The sequence below is a fragment of the Streptomyces sp. NPDC050287 genome (genome assembly GCF_044459385.1).
Classification (GTDB): Bacteria; Actinomycetota; Actinomycetes; order Streptomycetales; family Streptomycetaceae; genus Streptomyces.
Map to the genome: position 1 here is coordinate 156,676 of NZ_JBITIY010000015.1, position 20,571 is coordinate 177,246.

The window sequence follows — 20,571 nt, forward strand, 5'->3', positions numbered from 1 at the left end:
ACGGTACGGGGCACACACAGGCGGTCGGCTCACAAGACGCACGCGTCCCAGTCGACGTACGAGACGCATGAGGAGAAAATCCGGTGGTCACCCAGGAACAGCGGAAGCGTCAGCTCGCCCGGGAGAAGTTCTTGCGGCAGCAGGAGCGGCGCACGGCCGCGCGGCGCAAGGCACGCATGCGCAACTCCGTGATCGCGTCGGTGCTCGGCGTGATCCTGGTGGGCAGTCTGGCCCTCTACACGACCGGTGTCCTCAAGGACGACGACAAGACCAACGCGAGTTCCGAGACGACGCCGAGCGCGGCACCGACCACCAAGGCGCCGGATCCGTGCGAGAAGCCGGCGGCCGGCAAGGTCAAGACGGCCACCTGGAAGAAGGAGCCGGCGGTGACCATCGACAAGTCGGCCAAGTACACGATGAAGCTCGCGACGACGTGCGGCGACATAGACCTCGCGCTGAAGGCGTCGGCGGCGCCGCACACCGTGAACTCGTTCGACTTCCTTGCCGGCAAGGGCTTCTTCGACCACACCAAGTGCCACCGGCTCACCACCCAGGGCATCTACGTGCTGCAGTGCGGCGACCCGACGGGCAGCGGCAGCGGCGGTCCCGGCTACACGATCCCGGACGAGAATCTCAAGGACAAAAGCCTCAAGAACAACATCTACCCGGCGGGCACGGTCGCGATGGCGAACACCGGCCAGGCGCACACCGGCGGCAGCCAGTTCTTCCTCGTCTACCAGGACAGTCAGCTCCCGCCGAGCTACACACCGTTCGGCACGGTGTCCGCATCCGGCATGAAGGTCCTCAAGAAGATCGCCGCCGCGGGAGCGCAGCCCGCGGACCCCACGACGCAGAACACGGCACCCAACGCGACGGTCGTGATCAACAAGGCAACCGTCACCAAATCCTGACCCCCAGCTGCGTAATTTCGGTCGCGCGGGATGCGGACAGGCAACCCGCCGGTCGCCTATGTTGGCCGTGACGAAACTGTGGACGATGCCCGGGGGCGCTGAGGCCCCCGCAGGCATCATGTGGAGGAGGCGCTGTGAGCAGCGACCCGTGGGGCCGCGTCGACGAGACGGGGACCGTGTACGTGCGTACGGCCGACGGCGAGCAGGTCGTCGGTTCCTGGCAGGCCGGCTCCCCTGATGAGGCACTGGCCTACTTCGAGCGCAAGTACGAGGGCCTGGTTGTCGAGATCGGCCTCCTCGAGAAGCGAGTGAAGACCACCGACCTGTCGGCGAAGGACGCGCAGGCAGCGATCGACCACATCCGCGAGCAGGTCGACGCGCACCACGCGGTCGGTGACCTGGACGCTCTGCGGGTGCGGCTCGACAAGCTCGTGGAGACCGTCGAGAAGCGCCGCGAGGAGCGCAAGCAGCAGCGCGCGAAGCAGTCCGACGAGGCGCGGCACTCCAAGGAGGCGCTGGTCGCGGAGGCCGAGGAGCTGGCGCAGTCGGACCAGTGGCGGGCGGCAGGGGAACGGCTGCGCTCCCTGGTCGACACCTGGAAGGGCCTGCCACGGCTGGACCGCAAGTCGGACGACGAGCTGTGGCACCGCTTCTCGCACGCCCGCTCGGCGTTCTCCAAGCGCCGCAAGGCCCACTTCGCCTCGCTGGACGCGCAGCGCGAGGAGGCCCGCCGCACCAAGGAGCGGCTGGTCACCGAGGCCGAGTCGCTGTCAGGGTCGACCGACTGGGGTCCGACGGCCGCGCGCTACCGCGAGCTGATGGCGGAGTGGAAGGCGGCGGGCCGCGCCCAGCGCGAGCACGAGGACGACCTGTGGAACCGCTTCCGCGGCGCCCAGGACGTCTTCTTCGCCGCCCGCAGCTCGGTCTTCGCCGAGCGGGACGCCGAGCAGTCCGAGAACCTGAAGCTGAAGGAGGAGCTGGCCGAGGAGGCCGAGAAGCTCCTGCCGATCGGGGACCTGAAGAGTGCCCGGGCCGCGTTCCGCTCGCTGAACGAGCGCTGGGAGGCCATCGGCCATGTGCCGCGCGACGCCCGGCCGAAGATCGAGGGCCGGATGCACGCCGTCGAGCGGGCCCTGCAGGAGGCCGAGGAGACCGAGTGGCGCCGGACCAACCCGGAGGCACGCGCGCGTGCCGAGGGTCTGACCGGGCAGCTCCAGGCGGCCGTGGACAAGCTGAAGGGCCAGATCGAGCAGGCCCGCGCCCAGGGCAACAACGCCAGGGCCGACAAGCTGGAGCGCGAGCTGGAGGGCCGCCAGGCGCTCCTGGACCAGGCTCTGAAGGGCCTGCAGGAGTTCGGCGGCTAGAGACCGCATACGACAGAGGGGCTCCCGTACCTGGCGGTACGGGAGCCCCTCTGTCGTATGCGTCGACGCGTCCTGTGCGCTGTGTACGTCGTACGCGCCGCTACGACCGGCTGCGCGCCGACGTCACCCGGTACACGTCGTACACGCCCTCGACGCCCCGGACCGCCTTCAGGACGTGCCCCAGGTGCTTGGGGTCGCCCATCTCGAAGGTGAAGCGGGAGGTGGCGACGCGGTCGCGGGAGGTCTGGACGGCCGCGGAGAGGATGTTGACGTGCTGGTCCGACAGGACGCGCGTGACGTCCGACAGGAGCCGGGACCGGTCCAGGGCCTCGACCTGGATGGCGACCAGGAAGACCGAGGACTGGGTGGGCGCCCACTCGACCTCGAGGATGCGCTCGGGCTCGCGGGACAGTGACTCCACGTTCACGCAGTCGCTGCGGTGAACCGATACGCCACTGCCCCGGGTGACGAAGCCGATGATCGGGTCGCCGGGGACGGGCGTACAGCAGCGGGCCAGCTTGACCCACACGTCGTCGACGCCCTTGACGACGACGCCCGGGTCGGTGCTGGTGCGGCGCTTGCGGCTGCGGCCGCGGGACGGCGGGACCGACTCGTCGATCTCCTCGGTGGCCGCCTCCTCGCCGCCGAGCGCCTGGACGAGCTTCTGCACGACGTTCTGCGCGGAGACATGACCCTCGCCGATCGCCGCGTACAGCGCGGAGATGTCCGGGTAGCGCATCTCGTGCGCGAGCGTGACGAGGGAGTCGCCGGTGAGGATCCGCTGGATCGGCAGGTTCTGCTTGCGCATGGCGCGGACGATGGCGTCCTTGCCCTGCTCGATCGCCTCGTCGCGGCGCTCCTTGGAGAACCAGGCGCGGATCTTGTTGCGGGCGCGCGGCGACTTCACGAAGCCGAGCCAGTCGCGGGAGGGGCCCGCGCCGGCCGCCTTGGAGGTGAAGACCTCCACCAGGTCGCCGTTGTCCAGGGTGGATTCGAGCGGTACGAGCCTGCCGTTGACCCGCGCTCCTATGGTGCGGTGGCCGACCTCGGTGTGGACGGCGTACGCGAAGTCGACCGGGGTGGCACCGGCCGGAAGCGCTATGACGTCGCCCTTGGGGGTGAAGACGAAGACCTCGTTGCGGGACAGGTCGAAGCGCAGGGACTCCAGGAACTCGCCCGGGTCCTCGGTCTCCTTCTGCCAGTCGAGCAGTTGGCGCAGCCACGCCATGTCGTTGAGGTGGTCGTCCTTGCCGGTGGTCCTCGGCTGGTCCGAACGCACCTTGGAGGTGCCGGCGACGGCCTCCTGCTTGTACTTCCAGTGCGCGGCGATGCCGTACTCGGCACGGCGGTGCATGTCGAACGTGCGGATCTGCAGCTCGACCGGCTTGCCGTTGGGCCCGATGACCGTGGTGTGCAGCGACTGGTACATGTTGAACTTGGGCATCGCGATGTAGTCCTTGAACCGCCCCGGAACCGGGTTCCAGCGGGCGTGGACGGTGCCCAGGGCCGCGTAGCAGTCGCGGACGGTGTCCACCAGGACGCGGATGCCCACCAGGTCGTAGATCTCCGCGAAGTCACGGCCGCGGACGATCATCTTCTGGTAGACGCTGTAGTAGTGCTTCGGGCGGCCGGTGACGGTCGCCTTGATGCGGGCGGCACGCAGGTCGGCCTGGACCTCGTCGGTCACTATGGCCAGGTACTCGTCACGCTTCGGTGCCCTCTCGGCCACCAGCCGGACGATCTCGTCGTACATCTTGGGGTAGAGGATCGCGAAGGCGAGGTCCTCCAGTTCCCACTTGATGGTGTTCATGCCCAGGCGGTGGGCGAGCGGCGCGTAGATCTCCAGCGTCTCGCGCGCCTTCTTCTCCTGCTTCTCGCGCTTGAGGTAGCGCATGGTGCGCATGTTGTGCAGGCGGTCGGCGAGCTTGATGACCAGGACGCGTGGGTCCTTGGCCATGGCGACGACCATCTTGCGCACGGTCTCGGCCTGCGCGGCCTCGCCGAACTTGACCTTGTCCAGCTTGGTGACGCCGTCGACCAGCAGGGCGACCTGGTCGCCGAAGTCGCGGCGCAGCTGGTCGAGGCCGTACTCGGTGTCCTCGACGGTGTCGTGCAGCAGGCCCGCCATGAGGGTGGCCGGGTCCATGCCCAGCTCGGCGAGGATCGTGGTCACCGCGAGCGGGTGTGTGATGTACGGGTCGCCGCTCTTGCGCTTCTGGCCGCGGTGCCAGCGCTCGGCGACCTGGTAGGCCTTCTCGATCTGGCGGAGCGTCGACGTCTCGGTCTTCGGGTCGTTGCTGCGCACTATCCGCAGCAGCGGCTCCAGGACCGGGTTGTACGGGTTGGAACGCTGGACACCGAGGCGGGCGAGGCGGGCGCGGACACGGTTGGAGGAGCCGGTGCGGGCGGGCTGTCCGGTGGCCGGGCGGACCGCGGGGGTGTTCACGGGTCGCTGGGGGTCGGCCGGCTTGGGGCGCGGCTGCTCGGCCGGCTTCTCGACGGGCGCCGCGTGGGCGTGCTGGACCGGCCCGCGGGGATCGTTCTTCGCGCCGGACGCGTTCGTCCCGTGCGGTGCGGGCTTGGCCGCCGGCGCCGAGCCGGGCTCGGGCTTGGCGGCGATAAGGGGCTGCGCCTCGTCTGGCAAGAGGACTCCTCGTGCGCGATCCGGGTCCCCCGGTCAGGCTCCGGAGATCCCATGGTAGCGAGCCTGCGCCCCAGGATCGCCTTCTGGCCACTGTGAGGGACGTCTACCGGTGAAACGCGAGGGACGGGCGCCGGATTCCTCCGGACCCGTCCCTGCGGTGTCCTGCGGGTGGCACCGGGGTGTCCACCCGGTGTTCCCAGGGCCTCAGACCTTGAGCAGCGCCTCCAGCGGGGCCCCGGCGAGGGCCGGTTCCAGACGGGCACGGCCGCCCAGGAAGCCCAGCTCCATCAGCACGGCGAGGCCCGCGACCTCGGCGCCCGCGCGGCGGATGAGCTGGATCGACGCCTCGGCGGTGCCGCCGGTGGCCAGCACGTCATCGACGACCAGCACGCGATCGTCCCCCGTGAGGTCCTCGGCGTGCACCTCGATCTCCGCGGAGCCGTACTCCAGGTCGTACGCCTGGCTGAGGGTCGCTCCGGGGAGCTTGCCCGCCTTGCGTACGGGGATGAAGCCGAGGCCCGCGCGGACGGCGACCGGGGCGCCGAGGATGAAACCGCGGGCCTCAAGACCGACGACCTTCGTGGCGCCGGTGTGCTCGGCGATCTCGGCGAGCGCGTCGGTGAGCGCGGTGAATGCCGCCGGGTCCGCCAGGAGCGGGGTGATGTCCTTGAACATCACGCCCGGCTCCGGGTAGTCGGCCACATCACGGATACGGCTGAGCAAGAGCGTCGTGATCTCCGCGAGGTCGGTCATCGGCGCTTCCCCGAGGGCCGGCCACGGCCGCGGTTGCGCGACGCGGGCTGGTTGCGGGGACCGACCACCGCGGGAGCGGCGTCGCCGTCCTCCGGCTCGTCCTCGAAACGCTCGTCGTCGACCGGGGCCTCCAGGGACTCGCCCGCCGCGGCGGCCTGGGCGCGCTTGGCGAGGACGCGCTTCTTGAGGGCCTTCATCTGCGGCTCGCGCTCCTTGAGGTCGGCGACGAGCGGCGTGGCGATGAAGATCGAGGAGTACGCACCGGCCGCGAGGCCGACGAACAGCGACAGCGAGATGTCGTTCAGCATGCCGGCGCCGAGGACACCGCCACCGATGAACAGCAGGCCCGCCACCGGCAGCAGCGCCACCACGGTCGTGTTGATGGAGCGGACCAGGGTGCTGTTGATCGACCGGTTGGCGATGTCGCTGTAGGTCCAGCGGGTCTGCTTGGTGATGTCCTTGGTCTGCTCCTTGAGGCTGTCGAAGACGACCACGGTGTCGTAGAGCGAGTAACCGAGGATCGTGAGCAGACCGATCACGGTGCCGGGTGTGACCTCGAAGCCGACGAGCGCGTAGATGCCGACCGTGATGGTGATGTCGTGGATCAGCGCGACGAACGCGGCGATCGCCATGCGCCATTCGAAGGCGATCGCCAGGTAGATCACGACCAGGACCAGGAAGATGCCGAGGCCCTGCCAGGCCTTGTTGGCGATCTGGTCACCCCAACTGGGGCCGATCAGGTCGGCGTTGATGTTCTCGGCGTCGACCTTCAGGTCCTTGGCGAGCTCGTCCTTGATCTGGTTGGACTTGTCGGTGTCGATACCGGCGATCTGGATGCGCAGGCTGCCGTTGCCGAGCTTCTGCACGACCGCGTCGTGGCCGGAGGCCTCTTCCGCGTACCTCTCGGCCTGGGAGACCGAGGCGGCGGTGTTGTTCTGGGTGGTGAAGACGGCACCACCCTGGAAGTCGATGCCCATGTTCAGGCCGCGCACCGCCAGGCCGACGATGGCCGTGATGGTGATCAGGATCGAGATGCCGTACCAGATCTTGCGGTTGCCGACGAAGTCGTAGCCGACCTCGCCACGGTGCAGTCGGGCGCCGAGGGTGCCGAGCTTGGACATCTCACGCCTCCTTCGGGTCGACAGGGCCAGCGGCAGGGGAGGAGGGACGGCGCGTGCGGCGGAGCGGGGGTTTGGCGCCGAGTGCCTTCGGGTCCAGGCCCGACCACTTGTGGCCGCTCGCGAAGAACTTCCGGCGGGCCAGGAGCGTCAGCAACGGCTTGGTGAAGAGGAAGACCACGACGACGTCGAGCACGGTGGTCAGGCCGAGCGTGAAGGCGAAGCCCTGGACCTTGCCGACGGTGACGATGAAGAGCACCGCGGCGGCGAGGAACGACACGAAGTCGGAGACCAGGATGGTGCGCCGGGCGCGCGGCCAGGCCCGCTCGACGGCAGGACGCAGCGTGCGTCCCTCGCGGATCTCGTCCCGGACCCGTTCGAAGTACACGATGAACGAGTCCGCTGTGATGCCGATGGCGACGATGGCACCGCAGACAGCCGGCAGGTTCAGCGCGAAGCCGATGGTCGGGCCGAGCAGCGCCATGATCACGTACGTGAGAGCGGCCGAGCACAGCAGCGAGGCGATCGCGACGAGCGACAGGCCGCGGTAGTACGCCACCAGGTACAGGATGACCAGCGCGAGGCCGATGGCGCCGGCGATCAGACCGGCGTGCAGCTGCTCACCACCGAGGGCGGCGGTCACCGTGGTGACGCTGTCCTCCTTGAAGGTCAGCGGCAGCGCGCCGTACTTCAGCATGTTGGCGAGGCTCTGGGCCTCGTCCTGGCTGAAGCTGCCGGAGATCTCCGCGTTGCCGCCGGTCAGCGCCTGGCGGACGTACGGGTCGGAGACGACCTCGCCGTCGAGGACGATCGCGAACTGGTTCTGCGGGGACTGGTTCTTGGCCAGCTGGCCGGTGATGTCGGCGAACTTCTTGGAGCCCTTGTCCGTGAAGTCCATGGTGACGGTCCAGCCGGCGGCGGTCGTCGTGTTGAAGACGGCCTGCGCCTTGTCGACGTCGGTGCCGTCCACGGCGGCGGGGCCCAGGACGTACTTCTGCCACTGACCCTGCGCGTTCTGGCCGCAGGCCACGGTGGTGTCGGTGGGCTTGGCGGTCTTGCCGGCCTTGGCGCGCTGCGTGGGCTTGGTGCAGTCCAGCGCGGCGTACTGGGCCTGGAGCTTGCTGGTGGCGTCACCCGCGCCGCCGCTCGCCGAGGGGGAGGCGGAGGCCTTCGCGGAACCCGAGGCGGTGGGGGAACCGGAGGCGTTCGCGGACGGGGTGGCGTCGGCCTTCAGCGCGTCGGTGACGGCGCGGCCCTGCGAGGTGGAGGTCGCCGAGGGGGTGGTGGAGCTGCTGGGAGACGAGGACGAGGTGGCCTTGTCGGTCGACTTGTCGGTCGACTTGCCGGTGGCCTTGTCGCCGCTCGAGGCGCTGCCGGACGCGCTCGGCGACGGGCTCCCCGTGGCGGCGGCGCCGGAGACCTCGGTGGCGAGGACCGGCCGGAAGTACAGCTTCGCGGTGGTGCCGACCTGGTCCTGGGCCTCCTTGGAGTTCGTGCCCTTGGGGATGTTGACGATGATGTTCTTGGAGCCCTGGGTCTGGACCTCGGCCTCCGAGACACCAAGACCATTGACCCGGCGGTTCATGATCTCGACCGCGGTGTCCATGTTGGTCTTGTTGATCGCGGACTCCTGGCCCGGCTCCGAGACCGCCCGCAGCGTGATGCTCGTCCCGCCGGCGAGGTCGATGCCCAGTCGCGGGGTGGTGTGCCCGGACCAGAACATCCCGCCGGTGAGCGCCGCGATGGCGATCAGGATGAGGGCCAGCGAGCGCCCTGGCTTGCTCTGGGCACTCGCGCTCCGGCCCTTCTTAGGTGCTGCCACCTTCTCGTACTCCCTCTCGGGCCGCCTCGCGCCGGATCGGCGGGCGGGCGGCCATGACATGGTGTCGGGATCCCGTGCGAGCCGCGCAGGGTCCGCAGACGCACGGAGGCCCGTGCGCCTGGGGGTGCGCTACTTCGCCTCGGAGTCGCCGCCGGTCTTCTTCGGCTCCTCGTCCGTCTTCGCCTCGGCGGCCTCGGCGGCCTCGGTGTCGGCCGGGGCGTCGGCAGGCTCCTCGGCCGCGTCCTTCTTACCAAGGTCGACGGGCTTGTCGTCGGAGGCGGCGGCAGCGTCGGCGGGCTCGTCGGTCTCGGTGAGGGAGGAGGCGTCGTCCGGGACGACGTCGGAGTCGGACTTCAGGTCGTGCTCGATGCCGTGGACGATGCGGTTGTACTCGTCGTCGGTCAGCACGGCACCGATGGCGTTCTTCGCGAAGAGGAGCTCGACGCCGGGACCGGCGTCGACGAGGACCGTGTCCTCGTTGACCTCCTTCACCGTCGCGTACAGGCCCCCGATGGTGCGGATGCCGCTACCGGGCTGCATTTCGTTCCGCATGTTCGCGGCCGCCTGCTGCTTGCGCTTGGCCGAGCGGGTCATCAGGAACATGGCCCCGATGAGCACGATGAACGGGAGGAGGGTCACGAGACTCACGGGTCGGTACTTCCTTCACGCGACCGCGGTGTGAGCGGCCTGATGGTTGGGGGTGTGCATACCGCCGACAAAGGCGGCATCGGCGGAGTCTAAGCGAGTCCGCGCGCATGGAACAACGCTCAGCATGGCACCGGGGTTCCTGCTCCGGCCAATGCGTGCGCGGTCACGGCCGGGTCACGTCCCGAACAGGTCCTGTTGTCCGTTTCCGGTGGCCGCCGAGCGGGGCGGGGTGAGACCGAGGTGCGCCCATGCGGCGGGCGTGGCCACCCGGCCGCGCGGGGTACGGGCGAGCAGGCCCTCCCGGACGAGGAACGGTTCGGCGACCTCCTCCACGGTCTCACGCTCCTCCCCCACCGCGACAGCGAGCGTGGAAAGGCCGACGGGACCGCCGCCGAACAGCTTGAGCAGTGCCTGCAGGACCGCCCGGTCGAGACGGTCGAGGCCTCGGGCGTCGACCTCGTAGACCTTCAGCGCGGCCGCCGCGATGTCGCGGGTGATGATCCCGTCGGCCTTGACCTGGGCGTAGTCCCGCACCCGGCGCAGCAGGCGGTTGGCGATCCGGGGCGTGCCGCGGGAGCGGCCGGCGATCTCGGCGGCGCCGTCGGCCCCGATCTCCACGTCGAGCAGGTGGGCCGAGCGGTGGATGACGCGCTCCAGTTCGGCGGGCTCGTAGAACTCCATGTGCGCGGTGAAGCCGAAGCGGTCGCGCAGCGGGGGCGGCAGCAGGCCGGCGCGGGTGGTGGCGCCGACCAGGGTGAAGGGCGGCAGTTCGAGGGGGATGGCGGTGGCACCGGGGCCCTTGCCGACGATGACGTCGACGCGGAAGTCCTCCATCGCCATGTACAGCATCTCCTCGGCCGGCCGGGACATGCGGTGGATCTCGTCGAGGAAGAGGACCTCTCCCTCCTGGAGGGAGGAAAGGATCGCGGCCAGGTCACCGGCGTGCTGGATGGCGGGGCCGCTGGTGATGCGGATCGGGGCGTTCATCTCGGCCGCGATGATCATCGACAGGGTGGTCTTGCCGAGGCCGGGCGCACCGGAGAGGAGGACGTGATCTGCTGTCGCCCCCCGTGCCCGGGCGGCGCGCAGCACGAGGTCGAGCTGTTCGCGGACCTTCTCCTGTCCGATGAACTCGTCCAGGTCCTTGGGGCGCAGGGCGGCCTCGACGGCCTGGTCCTCACGGTCGGCGACAGAGTCCACCAGCCGCTCCGCGGCAGGGCCGCCGAGCCGCTCTTCGGCGGGGCTGTCGGTCGGGTCGTCCCAGTTCATGGAGTGTGCCTCGGGGTTCGCGGTCGGTTGGTCGTACGAGGAGGTGGGCGCCGTTCGCTGCAGCGGCCGGCCGGGTCAGCGCGCTCTGTTGAGCGTCTGCAGGGCCGCCTTCAGCAACTGGCCCACCTGGGGCGTGCCCCCGGCGGCCTCTGCCTGCGGTGCGACCGCGTTGACGGCCTCGTCGGCCTCACGCGTCGCGTATCCGAGGCCGATCAGCGCGGCGTGCAGCTGATCGCGCCATCCCGTGCTGATCGCCGCACCCACGGCGGGGGCGCCGATCGGCCGGCCCAGGCGGTCCTTGAACTCCAGCAGGAGTTTTTGGGCCCCCTTCTTGCCGATGCCGGGGACCGCCATGAGCGCCTTCTCGTCCCCGGTGGCGACGGCCCGGCGCAGGGCGTCCGGCGTGTGCACGGCCAGCATCGCCTGGGCGAGCCTGGGACCGACGCCGCTCGCGGTCTGGAGCAGCTCGAAGGTCTGGCGCTCGTCGTCGTCCGCGAAGCCGTACAGGGTCAGTGAGTCCTCCCGTACGACGAGGGAGGTGGCGAGCTTGGCCGGCTGGCCGAGCCGGAGCGTGGACAGCGTGTTCGGCGTGCACTGGACGGCCATGCCGACACCGCCGACCTCGATCACCGCGGCGTCGGGAGCGAGTGCGGCGACCGTGCCGCTGACGAAGGCGATCATGTCGTACGGCCTTTCGGAGTGATCGGGGCTCTGGCCGCCTGCAGGGCGACCGCCTGCTGGAGCCGGTTCTGGGCGGGGGCGCGCCAGATGTGGCAGATGGCGAGGGCGAGGGCGTCGGCGGCGTCGGCGGGCTTCGGCGGCGCGGCCAGCCGCAGCAGCCGGGTGACCATCGCGCCGACCTGGGCCTTGTCGGCGCGGCCGCTGCCCGTGACGGCGGCCTTGACCTCGCTGGGCGTGTGCAGGGCGACCGGGATGCCGCGGCGGGCGGCGCAGAGCATGGCGACCGCGCTGGCCTGCGCGGTGCCCATCACGGTCTGGACGTTGTGCTGGCTGAAGACCCGCTCCACGGCGACGAATTCGGGCCGGTGCTCCTCGATCCACTCCTCGATGCCCTGCTCGACGGCGACGAGGCGCTGCCCCAACTCGGCGTCCGCGGGCGTCCGTACGACACCGACGCCGAGCATGGTGAGCGGGCGCCCCGCGACGCCCTCGACCACACCGACGCCGCATCGGGTCAGTCCCGGGTCGACCCCCAGTACGCGCACGCCCCCTCCTTCGATCGCCTGTTTGTGCAGGCTATCCGGTGCCACCGACAACGACCGCCGGCAACGCCCGGCAAAGCGACGGGCCGACGGGGTGTGTCCCGTCGGCCCGTTGAGCCGCTTGGTCCGCTTGGTCCGCTTGGTCCGCTCAGATCGCGGCGCGACAGGCGGCAGCGTTACGCGTCGACCTTCTCCATGACCTCGTCGCTGACGTCGAAGTTGGCGAAGACGTTCTGCACGTCGTCGCTGTCCTCGAGTGCGTCGATCAGCTTGAAGATCTTCCTGGCGCCGTCCTCGTCCAGTTCGACCTGCATGGTCGGGACGAAGTTGGCGTCGGCGGAGTCGTAGTCGATCCCGGCGTCCTGGAGGGCGGTGCGGACGGCGACCAGGTCGGTGGCCTCGCTGAGCACCTCGAAGGACTCGCCCAGGTCGTTGACCTCCTCGGCGCCCGCGTCCAGGACGGCGGTGAGGACGTCGTCCTCGGTCAGCTCCCCCTTGGGGACGATGACGACGCCCTTGCGGTTGAAGAGGTACGACACCGAGCCGGGGTCGGCCATCGAGCCGCCGTTGCGGGTCATGGCGACGCGGACGTCCGAGGCGGCGCGGTTGCGGTTGTCGGTGAGGCACTCGATGAGCACCGCGACGCCGTTCGGGCCGTAACCCTCGTACATGATCGTCTCGTAGTCGGCGCCACCGGCCTCAAGACCACCGCCGCGCTTGATCGCCGAGTCGATGTTCTTGTTGGGCACCGACGACTTCTTCGCCTTCTGCACGGCGTCGTACAGCGTCGGATTGCCGTCGAGGTCCACGCCGCCCATGCGTGCCGCGACCTCGATGTTCTTGATCAGCTTCGCGAAGAGCTTGCCGCGCTTGGCGTCGATCACGGCCTTCTTGTGCTTCGTCGTGGCCCATTTAGAGTGGCCGGACATCTGCCTGTCTCCTTCGCGTAACCCGTCTCTGTACGAACCCCAGAGATCCTACAAGGACTCCGCTGTCCTGTTGGCGCGCACCATGTCGACGAACAGGGAGTGCACGCGGTGGTCGCCGGTCAGTTCCGGGTGGAACGACGTGGCGAGCGCGTTGCCCTGGCGGACCGCGACGATGTGACCGGCGTGCTCGGCGAGCACCTCGGCCCCGGCTCCGACGGACTCGACCCAGGGGGCGCGGATGAAGACGCCTTCCACAGGATCGCCCGCGATTCCCCGCACGTCGACAGCCGCCTCGAAGGACTCGTTCTGACGTCCGAAGGCGTTGCGGCGCACGATCATGTCGATGCCGCCGACGGTCTCCTGACCCGAGCGCGGGTCGAGGATCTTGTCGGCGAGCATGATCATGCCCGCGCAGCTGCCGTAGACGGGCATGCCGGCCCGCACGCGCGCGCGGAGCGGCTCCATCACGCCGAACAGGACGGCCAGCTTGGAGATGGTGGTGGACTCACCGCCGGGGATGACCAGGCCGTCGACCTCGGCGAGTTCTTCGGGGCGCCGCACCGGCCTGGCCACGGCGTCGGCCGCGGCCAGGGCGATGAGGTGCTCCCGTACGTCGCCCTGGAGGGCCAGGACGCCTATGACAGGGGCTTCGTCGCTCATGGGGTGGGTTACCAGCCGCGGTTGGCGTAGCGCTCGGATTCGGGGAGGGTGTCGCAGTTGATGCCGACCATGGCCTCGCCGAGGTTGCGGGACGCGTCCGCGATGATCTTCGGGTCGTCGAAGAAGGTGGTCGCCTTGACGATGGCGGCGGCGCGCTTGGCCGGGTCGCCGGACTTGAAGATGCCGGAGCCGACGAAGACGCCCTCGGCGCCGAGCTGACGCATCAACGCGGCGTCGGCCGGGGTGGCGACGCCACCGGCGGAGAACAACACGACCGGGAGCTTGCCGAGTTCGGCGACCTCGCGCACGAGCTCGTAGGGGGCGCGCAGCTCCTTGGCGGCGGCGTACAGCTCGTTGTTGTCGTAGCCGCGCAGGCGGGCGATCTCGTTCTTGATCTGGCGCAGGTGACGCACGGCCTCGACGACGTTGCCGGTGCCGGCCTCGCCCTTGGAGCGGATCATCGCGGCGCCCTCGGCGATGCGGCGCAGGGCCTCGCCCAGGTTGGTGGCACCACAGACGAAGGGCGTGGTGAACGCCCACTTGTCGGAGTGGTTGACCTCGTCGGCCGGGGTGAGGACCTCGGACTCGTCGATGTAGTCGACGCCGAGGGACTGCAGCACCTGGGCCTCGACGAAGTGGCCGATGCGGGACTTGGCCATGACCGGGATGGAGACGGCCTCGATGATGCCCTCGATCATGTCCGGGTCGGACATACGGGCCACGCCGCCGTCCTTGCGGATGTCTGCGGGAACGCGCTCCAGGGCCATCACGGCGACGGCGCCCGCGTCCTCGGCGATCTTCGCCTGCTCCGGCGTGACGACGTCCATGATCACGCCGCCCTTGAGCTGCTCGGCCATGCCGCGCTTCACGCGGGCGGTGCCGGTCTCGGGAGCCTGGTTGTCGGAAAGCGTGGTGGACACGGGTGACCTCACTCGGTGAAAGAGGGTTGCTGCAGCACTGAGGAAACGGGAGAGGAGCAGGCCACATCAAGGGCCAATGGGAAGCCGGTGGATCGTTTTCCGGCCGTCGGCCTGTGAAAGTGGCCTAAGCCGGTCGGTCGGACAGGGCCGCGGGCGGCTCGTCGTCCATCTCGAAGGCGAGCGGGAAGGGCGCGTGTCCCGCCAGCCGGAACCAGCGCACCTTGCGATGCCGGCGCAGTGCCCGGGCCGCCCGCACGGCGTCGTTGTGGAAGCGCCGGGCCATCGGCACCCTGCGCACCGCCTCGGTCAGTTCGCGGGCCGCCGCCTCTCCCCCGGGTGCCGCCCGTACCGCCTCCACCTGCGCGGTCTCGGCGAACACGGCCCGCAGTGCCTGGCTCAGCTCGCTCTCGGCGACCTCCCGCTGCTCCTCCTCGGCCTGGCGGGCGGCGTGGGCGGCCTCGTACAGGACGATGGACGCGGCCGGGTCGAGCACCGCGGAGGTTGCCAGTTCCTGGGTCACCGAGGCGCGGCGCAGCAGCTGCGCGTCGAGGGCGGCGCGCGCCGCGTCGATCCGGGCGTGCAGCCGGTCGAGCCGGCCCGCGGTCCAGCTCAGATACAGACCGATCGCGACCAGGGCCACCGCGATCCAGATGAGTGTCGACGTCACGGGCCGCAAGGCTACCCGTGCCCGGCGGAACCTCCCGACCCGGAACCGACCGGGCCGAGGACGCGATGCGCCCTTGGCCCGGAGCGTCGGCTCGGGAGGCCTGGGGCGGGGCCAGGACGCCGGGAAGCCGCGCGAAGGGGCCTGTACGAGCGCGCAGGGCCCGTACGCGAGCACGAGAGCCGTCAGTGGTGCCGCTCAGTCCCGCGCCAGCCCCAGCCGCGCCAGCAGGCCCGTCGTCCGTTCGTCGTCCTCCGGGGCGACCGCCGCCGCGCCGGACGTCACCGTCTCGTACACGGACAGGATGTCCGCGCCGACCGTCGACCAGTCGAACCGGCGTACGTGCGCGCTGCCGCGCTCGCGCAGCCCGGCCCGCCGCTCCGGGTCCCCCAGAAGCCGTACGGCGGCCTCCGCCAGCGCGTTGGCGTCCTCGTTGGCGAACAGCTCGCCCGCCGCGCCCTGATCCAGGACCTGGGCGAAGGCGTCGAGGTCCGAGGCGAGCACCGGGGCGCCGGCGGACATCGCCTCGACCAGGATGATGCCGAAGCTCTCACCGCCGGTGTTGGGGGCGACGTACAGATCGACGCTGCGCAGGAAACGGGCCTTGTCCTCGTCGCTGACCATGCCGAGGAACTCCACCCGCGGGCGCAGATCGGCGGGCAGCGACTCCACGGCCTCCTTCTCGTCCCCGCGTCCGGCGACCAGCAGCCGGGTCTGCGGACGCGCGGCGAGGATCTTCGGGAGGGCCTTCATCAGCACCGGCAGGCCCTTGCGCGGCTCGTCGATGCGTCCGACGAAGCCGATCGTGTCCCCCTGCCACTCGGGACGGGGCTGGGCCCGGGCGAAGAAGTCGACATCGACGCCGTTCGGGATCACCACCGCATCGCCGCCGAGGTGTTCGACCAGGGTGCGTCTCGCGTACTCGCTCACCGCGATCCGGGCGCTGATCTTCTCCAGTGCGGCCTGGAGGATGGAGTACGCGGCGATCATGGCCCGGGAACGCGGGTTGGAGGTGTGGAAGGTGGCGACGATCGGGCCCTGCGCGGCCCAGCAGGCCAGCAGGCCGAGCGAGGGCGAGGTGGGCTCGTGGATGTGGATGACGTCGAAGCCGCCGTCGTGCAGCCAGCGCCGGACCCGGGCCGCCGACAGGAAGCCGAAGTTGAGCCGGGCCACCGAGCCGTTGTACGGCACCGGCACCGCGCGGCCGGCCGAGACGACGTACGGCGGCAGCGGGGTGTCGTCGTCGGCGGGGGCGAGGACGGACACCTCGTGGCCCAGGCGGAGGAAGTACTCGGCGAGATCGCGGATGTGGAACTGCACGCCCCCCGGCACGTCCCAGGAGTACGGGCAGACGATACCGATCCTCACGCGGTCCCCCCGTCGGGAGAGCGCGCGGGATCGAGGTCCTTGAGCCACAATCGCTGCAGCATGTGCCAGTCCTCCGGATGGTCGGCGATCCCCGTGGCGAAGGCATCGGCCAGCGCCTGTGCCATGACAGACGTCTTCTCGGCCCGGGTACCTGACTCGGGGACCTCGACCGGGGGATGCACCCGGCCCCGCATGACGGGTGAGTCGTCGTACCAGAGTGTCACCGGCAGCAGCAGCGCGCCGGTCTGCTGGGCGAGCAGCGCCGGGCCGGCCGGAATCCGGGTGGCCTCCCCGAAGAACCGGACCTCGACCCCGGAGGAGGACAGGTCCCGTTCGGCGACCAGGCAGACCAGGCCGCCGTCGCGCAGCCGCCGGGCCAGCGTGCCGAAGGCGGTGCCGCCGCTGTGCGGCAGGACCTCCATGCCGAGGCCCTCGCGGTAGGCGACGAAACGGTCGTACAGCGTCTCGGGCTTGAGGCGTTCGGCGACCGTCGTGAACGGCGTGCGGAGTGCGGTGGTGACCCAGGCGCCGGCGAGGTCCCAGTTGGCCATGTGCGGCAGCGCGAGGATGACGCCCTTGCCGGCCGCGAGACCCTCGGTGAGGTGGTGCACGTCCTTGGGGTCGAAGCCGCCCTTGATGCGGTCCGGGCTCCAGGCGGGCAGCCGGAAGGACTCCATCCAGTAGCGCAGGTACGATCGCATGCCCGCGCGCGAGAGCTCGGCGAGGCGCTCGGGGCCCGCGCCCGGCACCACGCGCGCGTAGTTGCTCTCCAGCCGCCGCACGCCCTTGCCGCGCCGCTTCCAGGCGAGGTCGGCGATGCCGCGGCCGAGGCGGACGGCGACCGGCTCGGGCAGCTTCTTGACCACGCCCCAGCCCAGGCCGTACAGCGCGTCGGTGACCCGCTCCTGGGCGCTCACTTCGCGGCCTCGCTCCCCCGCGTCTCCTGCTGGGCGGCAGCTTCCGCCTCGGCGGACTCGCGGCGGACCGTGACGACCCGCTGGATCAGCGTGACCAGGCTGCCGACGGCCACGATCCACAGGGCGACCGGCAGCAGGTACTGGATGCCGGGCACACCGAACTTGTGCAGTCCCGCGAGGCCCGCCAGGGTCAGGGCGATCACCAGGCGCTCGGCACGCTCGACGAGGCCGTTGACGGCGACCGGCAGGCCGATCGACTCGCCGCGCGCCTTGGTGTACGACACCACCTGGCCGCTCGCCAGGCAGAAGATCGAGACCGCGCACAGGACGTTGTCGTCGCCGCTTCCCGCGTACCAGAGGGCGAAGCCGCCGAAGATCGCGCCGTCGGCGACCCGGTCGAGCGTGGAGTCCAGGAAGGCGCCCCAGCGGCTGGAGCGGCCGAGCTGGCGGGCCATGTTTCCGTCGACGAGGTCGGAGAACACGAAGAGCGTGATCACGACCGTGCCCCAGAAGAACTCGCCCCTGGGGTAGAAGACCAGCGCACCCGCGACCACACCGGCGGTGCCGAGGAGGGTCACCGTGTCGGGGCTGACGCCCCGCCGGATGAGAAACGCGGCGAACGGTGTGAGGACACGCGTGAAGAATGCACGCGCGTACTTGTTCAGCATGGCCTTCCCGAGGGTCGGTGTGGCCGGGCGGCCCCTGCTGGCCACCGGCTGGCCCATCGTAGCCACGCGCGCGCGTAGGTGACGGCCGGGCACCCGCACCCCGGTCCCGGGATCGGGCGGACGGCCCGCGACCGGCCGGGGGGGGCGGCGCGATCGCGTCCTTCGTATGGACGCACCGTGACGGGAGTGGAAAGCTCGAAGAACACCGCGGGCGTCGCCGGAGCCGTCACCGCTGGGGGTGCCCTCGGACGCAGTTCGGGGGAGGGTCCGCGTGTCCGCGCCCACAGTGACCTCACCGTGCACGGGAGGCAAGGCCATGGGCGACAAGGCGAACGCACACCCCGGAGCCGCCGGCAGGGCAACGGCGGCCGACCACCCCGCGTCCGTACGGAATGTGGTGCTGGTCGGCCACTCCGGTTCGGGCAAGACGACATTGGTGGAAGCCCTCGCGCTGGCGTCGGGGGCAGTGAACCGGGCGGGCCGCGTGGAGGACGGCGGCACCGTCTCCGACTACGACGAGATCGAGCACCGGCAACAGCGCTCGGTGCAGCTCTCCCTGGTCCCCGTCCCATGGGGCGGGTACAAGATCAACCTCCTCGACACCCCCGGATACGCCGACTTCGTCGGAGAACTCAGGGCCGGTCTGCGAGCGGCGGACGCGGCCCTTTTCGTCGTCTCCGCCTCGGACGGCGTGGACGGCTCGACCCGCATGGTGTGGGAGGAGTGCGCGGCGGTCGGTATGCCGCGGGCGATCGTCGTCACGCACCTGGAGGCCGCCCGCGCGGACTTCGAGGAGATGACCCGGATCTGCGCGGAGGCCTTCGGCGGCGACGACCCCGACGCCGTACTCCCGCTCTACCTGCCGCTGCGCGGCCCGCAGGCACCGGACGGGCACGCGCCCGTGACCGGGCTGATCGGGCTGCTGTCGCAGCAGCTGTTCGACTACTCCTCCGGGGAGCGCAAGGAGTCGGAGCCGGGCGAGGACCAGCTGCCGCTGATCGAGGAGGCCCGCGGACGGCTGATCGAGGGGATCATCTCGGAGAGCGAGGACGAGACCCTCATGGACCGCTATCTCGGCGGCGAGCAGGTCGACGTCAAGACGCTGATCGAGGACCTGGAGCGGGCCGTCGCGCGCGGGGTCTTCTTCCCGGTCCTGGCCGCCGCCCCCGCGGCGGAGGGTGCCCGCGCGGGACTCGGCACGGTCGAGCTGCTGGAGCTGATCACCGGCGGTTTCCCGACCCCGCTGGAGCGGCAGGCGCCCCGGGTCACCACGGTGGACGGCGAGCCGCGCGAGCTGAAGCTGTGCGATCCGGACGGTCCGCTGGTCGCGGAGGTCGTGAAGACCTCGTCCGACCCGTATGTGGGCCGTGTCTCGCTGGTACGGGTCTTCTCGGGCACCCTGCGTCCCGACGAGACGGTCCATGTCTCCGGGCACGGGCTCAGCGACCGCGGCCACGAGGACCACGATGTCGACGAACGGATCGGCGCCCTGTCGGCTCCCTTCGGCAAGCAGCAGCGGGTGCTGGCCCACGCCATCGCCGGTGATCTCGCGTGCGTCGCGAAGCTGAGCCGCGCGGAGACCGGGGACACGCTCTCGGCCAAGGACGACCCGCTGCTCATGGAGCCGTGGGAGATGCCCGACCCCCTGCTGCCGCTGGCCATCCAGGCGCACAGCAAGGCCGACGAGGACAAACTGTCCCAGGGCCTGTCCCGGCTGGTCGCCGAGGACCCGACCATGCGGCTGGAGCAGAACCAGAACACCCACCAGGTGGTGCTCTGGTGCCTGGGCGAGGCACACGCGGACGTCGCCCTGGAACGGCTGCGCAGCCGCTACGGCGTCCAGGTCGACGTCGTCCCGCACAAGGTCTCCCTACGGGAGACGTTCGCGACGAGGACGGCGGGCCGCGGCCGGCACGTGAAGCAGTCCGGCGGGCACGGGCAGTACGCCATCTGCGAGATCGAGGTGGAGCCGCTGCCGGGCGGTTCGGGCATCGAGTTCGTGGACAAGGTCGTCGGCGGGGCGGTGCCGCGCCAGTTCATCCCGTCGGTGGAGAAGGGCGTCAGGGCCCAGGCCGCCAAGGGAGTGGCGGCCGGCTATCCGCTCATCGACTTCCGGGTCACGCTGCTGGACGGCAAGGCGCACTCGGTGGACTCCTCCGACGCCGCGTTCCAGACGGCCGGGGCGCTGGCGCTGCGGGAGGCGGCGGCCGACGCGAAGATCCATCTGCTGGAACCGGTCGCCGAGATCAGTGTCCTGGTCGGCGACGACTACGTGGGCGCCGTGATGAGCGACCTGTCCGGGCGGCGCGGCCGGGTGCTGGGCACCGAACAGACCAGTGGCGGGCGGACGTTGATCAAGGCCGAGGTGCCCGAGATCGAGATCGGCCGGTACGCGGTCGACCTGCGTTCGCTGTCGCACGGCACGGCCCGTTTCAGCCGTTCGTACGCGCGGCACGAGCCGATGCCGCCGCAGATCGCCGAAAGGATCCGGGAAGAGGCGGGCAGCGCCGCCTAGCCGGTGACGGGCCCCACCAGTGACGTTGACGGAACGCTCCCCTCCGCGTCGGCGGGCGGCTTCGGCCGTCCGCCGACGCGTGTCGGGGCGTGCGCCGGCCGCAGTGGGGGCGCACGCCGAGGGCAGTTGAGGCGTCCGCCGACGGATGTCACTGCCTGCGGATACGCTGATGACCTGA

At 70.6% G+C, this 20,571-nt stretch carries 18 protein-coding genes; 3 read left to right on the forward strand and 15 right to left on the reverse strand.

The genetic code is table 11. The features are described from left to right. Positions 1–83: 83 nt before the first annotated feature. Together ACIBK3_RS38450 and ACIBK3_RS38455 are read left to right on the forward strand one after the other, a co-directional pair. Positions 84–911: a peptidylprolyl isomerase gene (locus tag ACIBK3_RS38450; RefSeq protein ID WP_399372541.1), complete on the forward strand. Its 828-nt coding sequence runs from the start codon at positions 84–86 to the stop codon at positions 909–911. 134 nt (positions 912–1,045) lie between these two features. After that, positions 1,046–2,275: a DUF349 domain-containing protein gene (locus ACIBK3_RS38455; protein ID WP_399372543.1), complete on the forward strand. Its 1,230-nt coding sequence runs from the start codon at positions 1,046–1,048 to the stop codon at positions 2,273–2,275. Positions 2,276–2,375: 100 nt separating this feature from the next. On the opposite strand, the gene ACIBK3_RS38460 is transcribed toward ACIBK3_RS38455, so the two are convergent. The 15 genes from ACIBK3_RS38460 to pgsA form a co-directional block, all read right to left on the reverse strand. Further along, positions 2,376–4,919, reverse strand: coding sequence for a RelA/SpoT family protein (locus ACIBK3_RS38460; RefSeq protein ID WP_399372544.1), 2,544 nt, complete (start codon positions 4,917–4,919; stop codon positions 2,376–2,378). A gap of 204 nt (positions 4,920–5,123) precedes the next feature. After that, complete coding sequence (locus tag ACIBK3_RS38465; protein ID WP_399372545.1) at positions 5,124–5,672, reverse strand: adenine phosphoribosyltransferase; 549 nt, start codon at positions 5,670–5,672, stop codon at positions 5,124–5,126. Continuing rightward, entirely contained in the window at positions 5,669–6,793 is a 1,125-nt protein-coding gene (gene secF, locus ACIBK3_RS38470) for a protein translocase subunit SecF (RefSeq protein ID WP_399372546.1), read from the reverse strand. Before secF ends, ACIBK3_RS38465 begins: the two co-directional genes overlap by 4 nt. Before the next feature lies 1 nt (position 6,794). Next, positions 6,795–8,612, reverse strand: a complete 1,818-nt coding sequence (secD, locus tag ACIBK3_RS38475; protein ID WP_399372548.1) for a protein translocase subunit SecD — start codon at positions 8,610–8,612, stop codon at positions 6,795–6,797. Between the two features lie 129 nt (positions 8,613–8,741). Then, entirely contained in the window at positions 8,742–9,260 is a 519-nt protein-coding gene (gene yajC / locus ACIBK3_RS38480; protein ID WP_399372549.1) for a preprotein translocase subunit YajC, read from the reverse strand. Between the two features lie 174 nt (positions 9,261–9,434). Beyond that, positions 9,435–10,529 carry a Holliday junction branch migration DNA helicase RuvB gene (gene ruvB, locus ACIBK3_RS38485; protein ID WP_399372550.1) on the reverse strand — a complete coding sequence of 365 codons (1,095 nt, stop codon included), beginning with the start codon at positions 10,527–10,529 and terminating at the stop codon, positions 9,435–9,437. Between the two features lie 75 nt (positions 10,530–10,604). Further along, positions 10,605–11,210: a Holliday junction branch migration protein RuvA gene (gene ruvA, locus ACIBK3_RS38490; RefSeq protein WP_399372552.1), complete on the reverse strand. Its 606-nt coding sequence runs from the start codon at positions 11,208–11,210 to the stop codon at positions 10,605–10,607. Further along, positions 11,207–11,755, reverse strand: a complete 549-nt coding sequence (ruvC, locus tag ACIBK3_RS38495) for a crossover junction endodeoxyribonuclease RuvC (protein WP_399372554.1) — start codon at positions 11,753–11,755, stop codon at positions 11,207–11,209. Before ruvC ends, ruvA begins: the two co-directional genes overlap by 4 nt. Positions 11,756–11,928: 173 nt before the next feature. After that, positions 11,929–12,681: a YebC/PmpR family DNA-binding transcriptional regulator gene (locus ACIBK3_RS38500; RefSeq protein WP_399372555.1), complete on the reverse strand. Its 753-nt coding sequence runs from the start codon at positions 12,679–12,681 to the stop codon at positions 11,929–11,931. A 48-nt stretch (positions 12,682–12,729) separates the two neighbouring features. Next, positions 12,730–13,341, reverse strand: coding sequence for a pyridoxal 5'-phosphate synthase glutaminase subunit PdxT (pdxT, locus tag ACIBK3_RS38505; RefSeq protein WP_399372556.1), 612 nt, complete (start codon positions 13,339–13,341; stop codon positions 12,730–12,732). Between the two features lie 8 nt (positions 13,342–13,349). Next, entirely contained in the window at positions 13,350–14,198 is an 849-nt protein-coding gene (gene pdxS / locus ACIBK3_RS38510) for a pyridoxal 5'-phosphate synthase lyase subunit PdxS (RefSeq protein ID WP_399372653.1), read from the reverse strand. Between the two features lie 187 nt (positions 14,199–14,385). Then, positions 14,386–14,928, reverse strand: a complete 543-nt coding sequence (locus ACIBK3_RS38515; RefSeq protein ID WP_399372558.1) for a hypothetical protein — start codon at positions 14,926–14,928, stop codon at positions 14,386–14,388. A gap of 195 nt (positions 14,929–15,123) precedes the next feature. After that, complete coding sequence (locus tag ACIBK3_RS38520) at positions 15,124–16,293, reverse strand: glycosyltransferase family 4 protein (RefSeq protein ID WP_399372559.1); 1,170 nt, start codon at positions 16,291–16,293, stop codon at positions 15,124–15,126. Beyond that, positions 16,290–17,210 carry a phosphatidylinositol mannoside acyltransferase gene (locus ACIBK3_RS38525; protein WP_399372561.1) on the reverse strand — a complete coding sequence of 307 codons (921 nt, stop codon included), beginning with the start codon at positions 17,208–17,210 and terminating at the stop codon, positions 16,290–16,292. The genes ACIBK3_RS38520 and ACIBK3_RS38525 overlap by 4 nt, the downstream gene beginning before the upstream one ends. Beyond that, positions 17,207–17,935, reverse strand: coding sequence for a phosphatidylinositol phosphate synthase (gene pgsA / locus ACIBK3_RS38530; RefSeq protein WP_399372654.1), 729 nt, complete (start codon positions 17,933–17,935; stop codon positions 17,207–17,209). The genes ACIBK3_RS38525 and pgsA overlap by 4 nt, the downstream gene beginning before the upstream one ends. A 259-nt stretch (positions 17,936–18,194) precedes the next feature. Here pgsA and ACIBK3_RS38535 point away from each other — a divergent pair, with 259 nt between their 5' ends. Then, positions 18,195–20,393: an elongation factor G-like protein EF-G2 gene (locus ACIBK3_RS38535; protein ID WP_399372655.1), complete on the forward strand. Its 2,199-nt coding sequence runs from the start codon at positions 18,195–18,197 to the stop codon at positions 20,391–20,393. Positions 20,394–20,571: the final 178 nt, after the last annotated feature.

Excerpts from the sequence above, each read along its gene's own strand:
- ACIBK3_RS38465 (WP_399372545.1), bottom strand. The coding sequence starts at position 5,672 with ATGACCGACCTCGCGGAGATCACGACGCTCTTGCTCAGCCGTATCCGT.
- secF (WP_399372546.1), bottom strand. The coding sequence starts at position 6,793 with ATGTCCAAGCTCGGCACCCTCGGCGCCCGACTGCACCGTGGCGAGGTC.
- ruvB (WP_399372550.1), bottom strand. The coding sequence starts at position 10,529 with ATGAACTGGGACGACCCGACCGACAGCCCCGCCGAAGAGCGGCTCGGC.
- ruvA (WP_399372552.1), bottom strand. The coding sequence starts at position 11,210 with ATGATCGCCTTCGTCAGCGGCACGGTCGCCGCACTCGCTCCCGACGCC.
- ACIBK3_RS38500 (WP_399372555.1), bottom strand. The coding sequence starts at position 12,681 with ATGTCCGGCCACTCTAAATGGGCCACGACGAAGCACAAGAAGGCCGTG.
- pdxT (WP_399372556.1), bottom strand. The coding sequence starts at position 13,341 with ATGAGCGACGAAGCCCCTGTCATAGGCGTCCTGGCCCTCCAGGGCGAC.
- pdxS (WP_399372653.1), bottom strand. The coding sequence starts at position 14,198 with ATGGCCGAGCAGCTCAAGGGCGGCGTGATCATGGACGTCGTCACGCCG.
- pgsA (WP_399372654.1), bottom strand. The coding sequence starts at position 17,935 with ATGGGCCAGCCGGTGGCCAGCAGGGGCCGCCCGGCCACACCGACCCTC.
- ACIBK3_RS38535 (WP_399372655.1), top strand. The coding sequence starts at position 18,195 with ATGGGCGACAAGGCGAACGCACACCCCGGAGCCGCCGGCAGGGCAACG.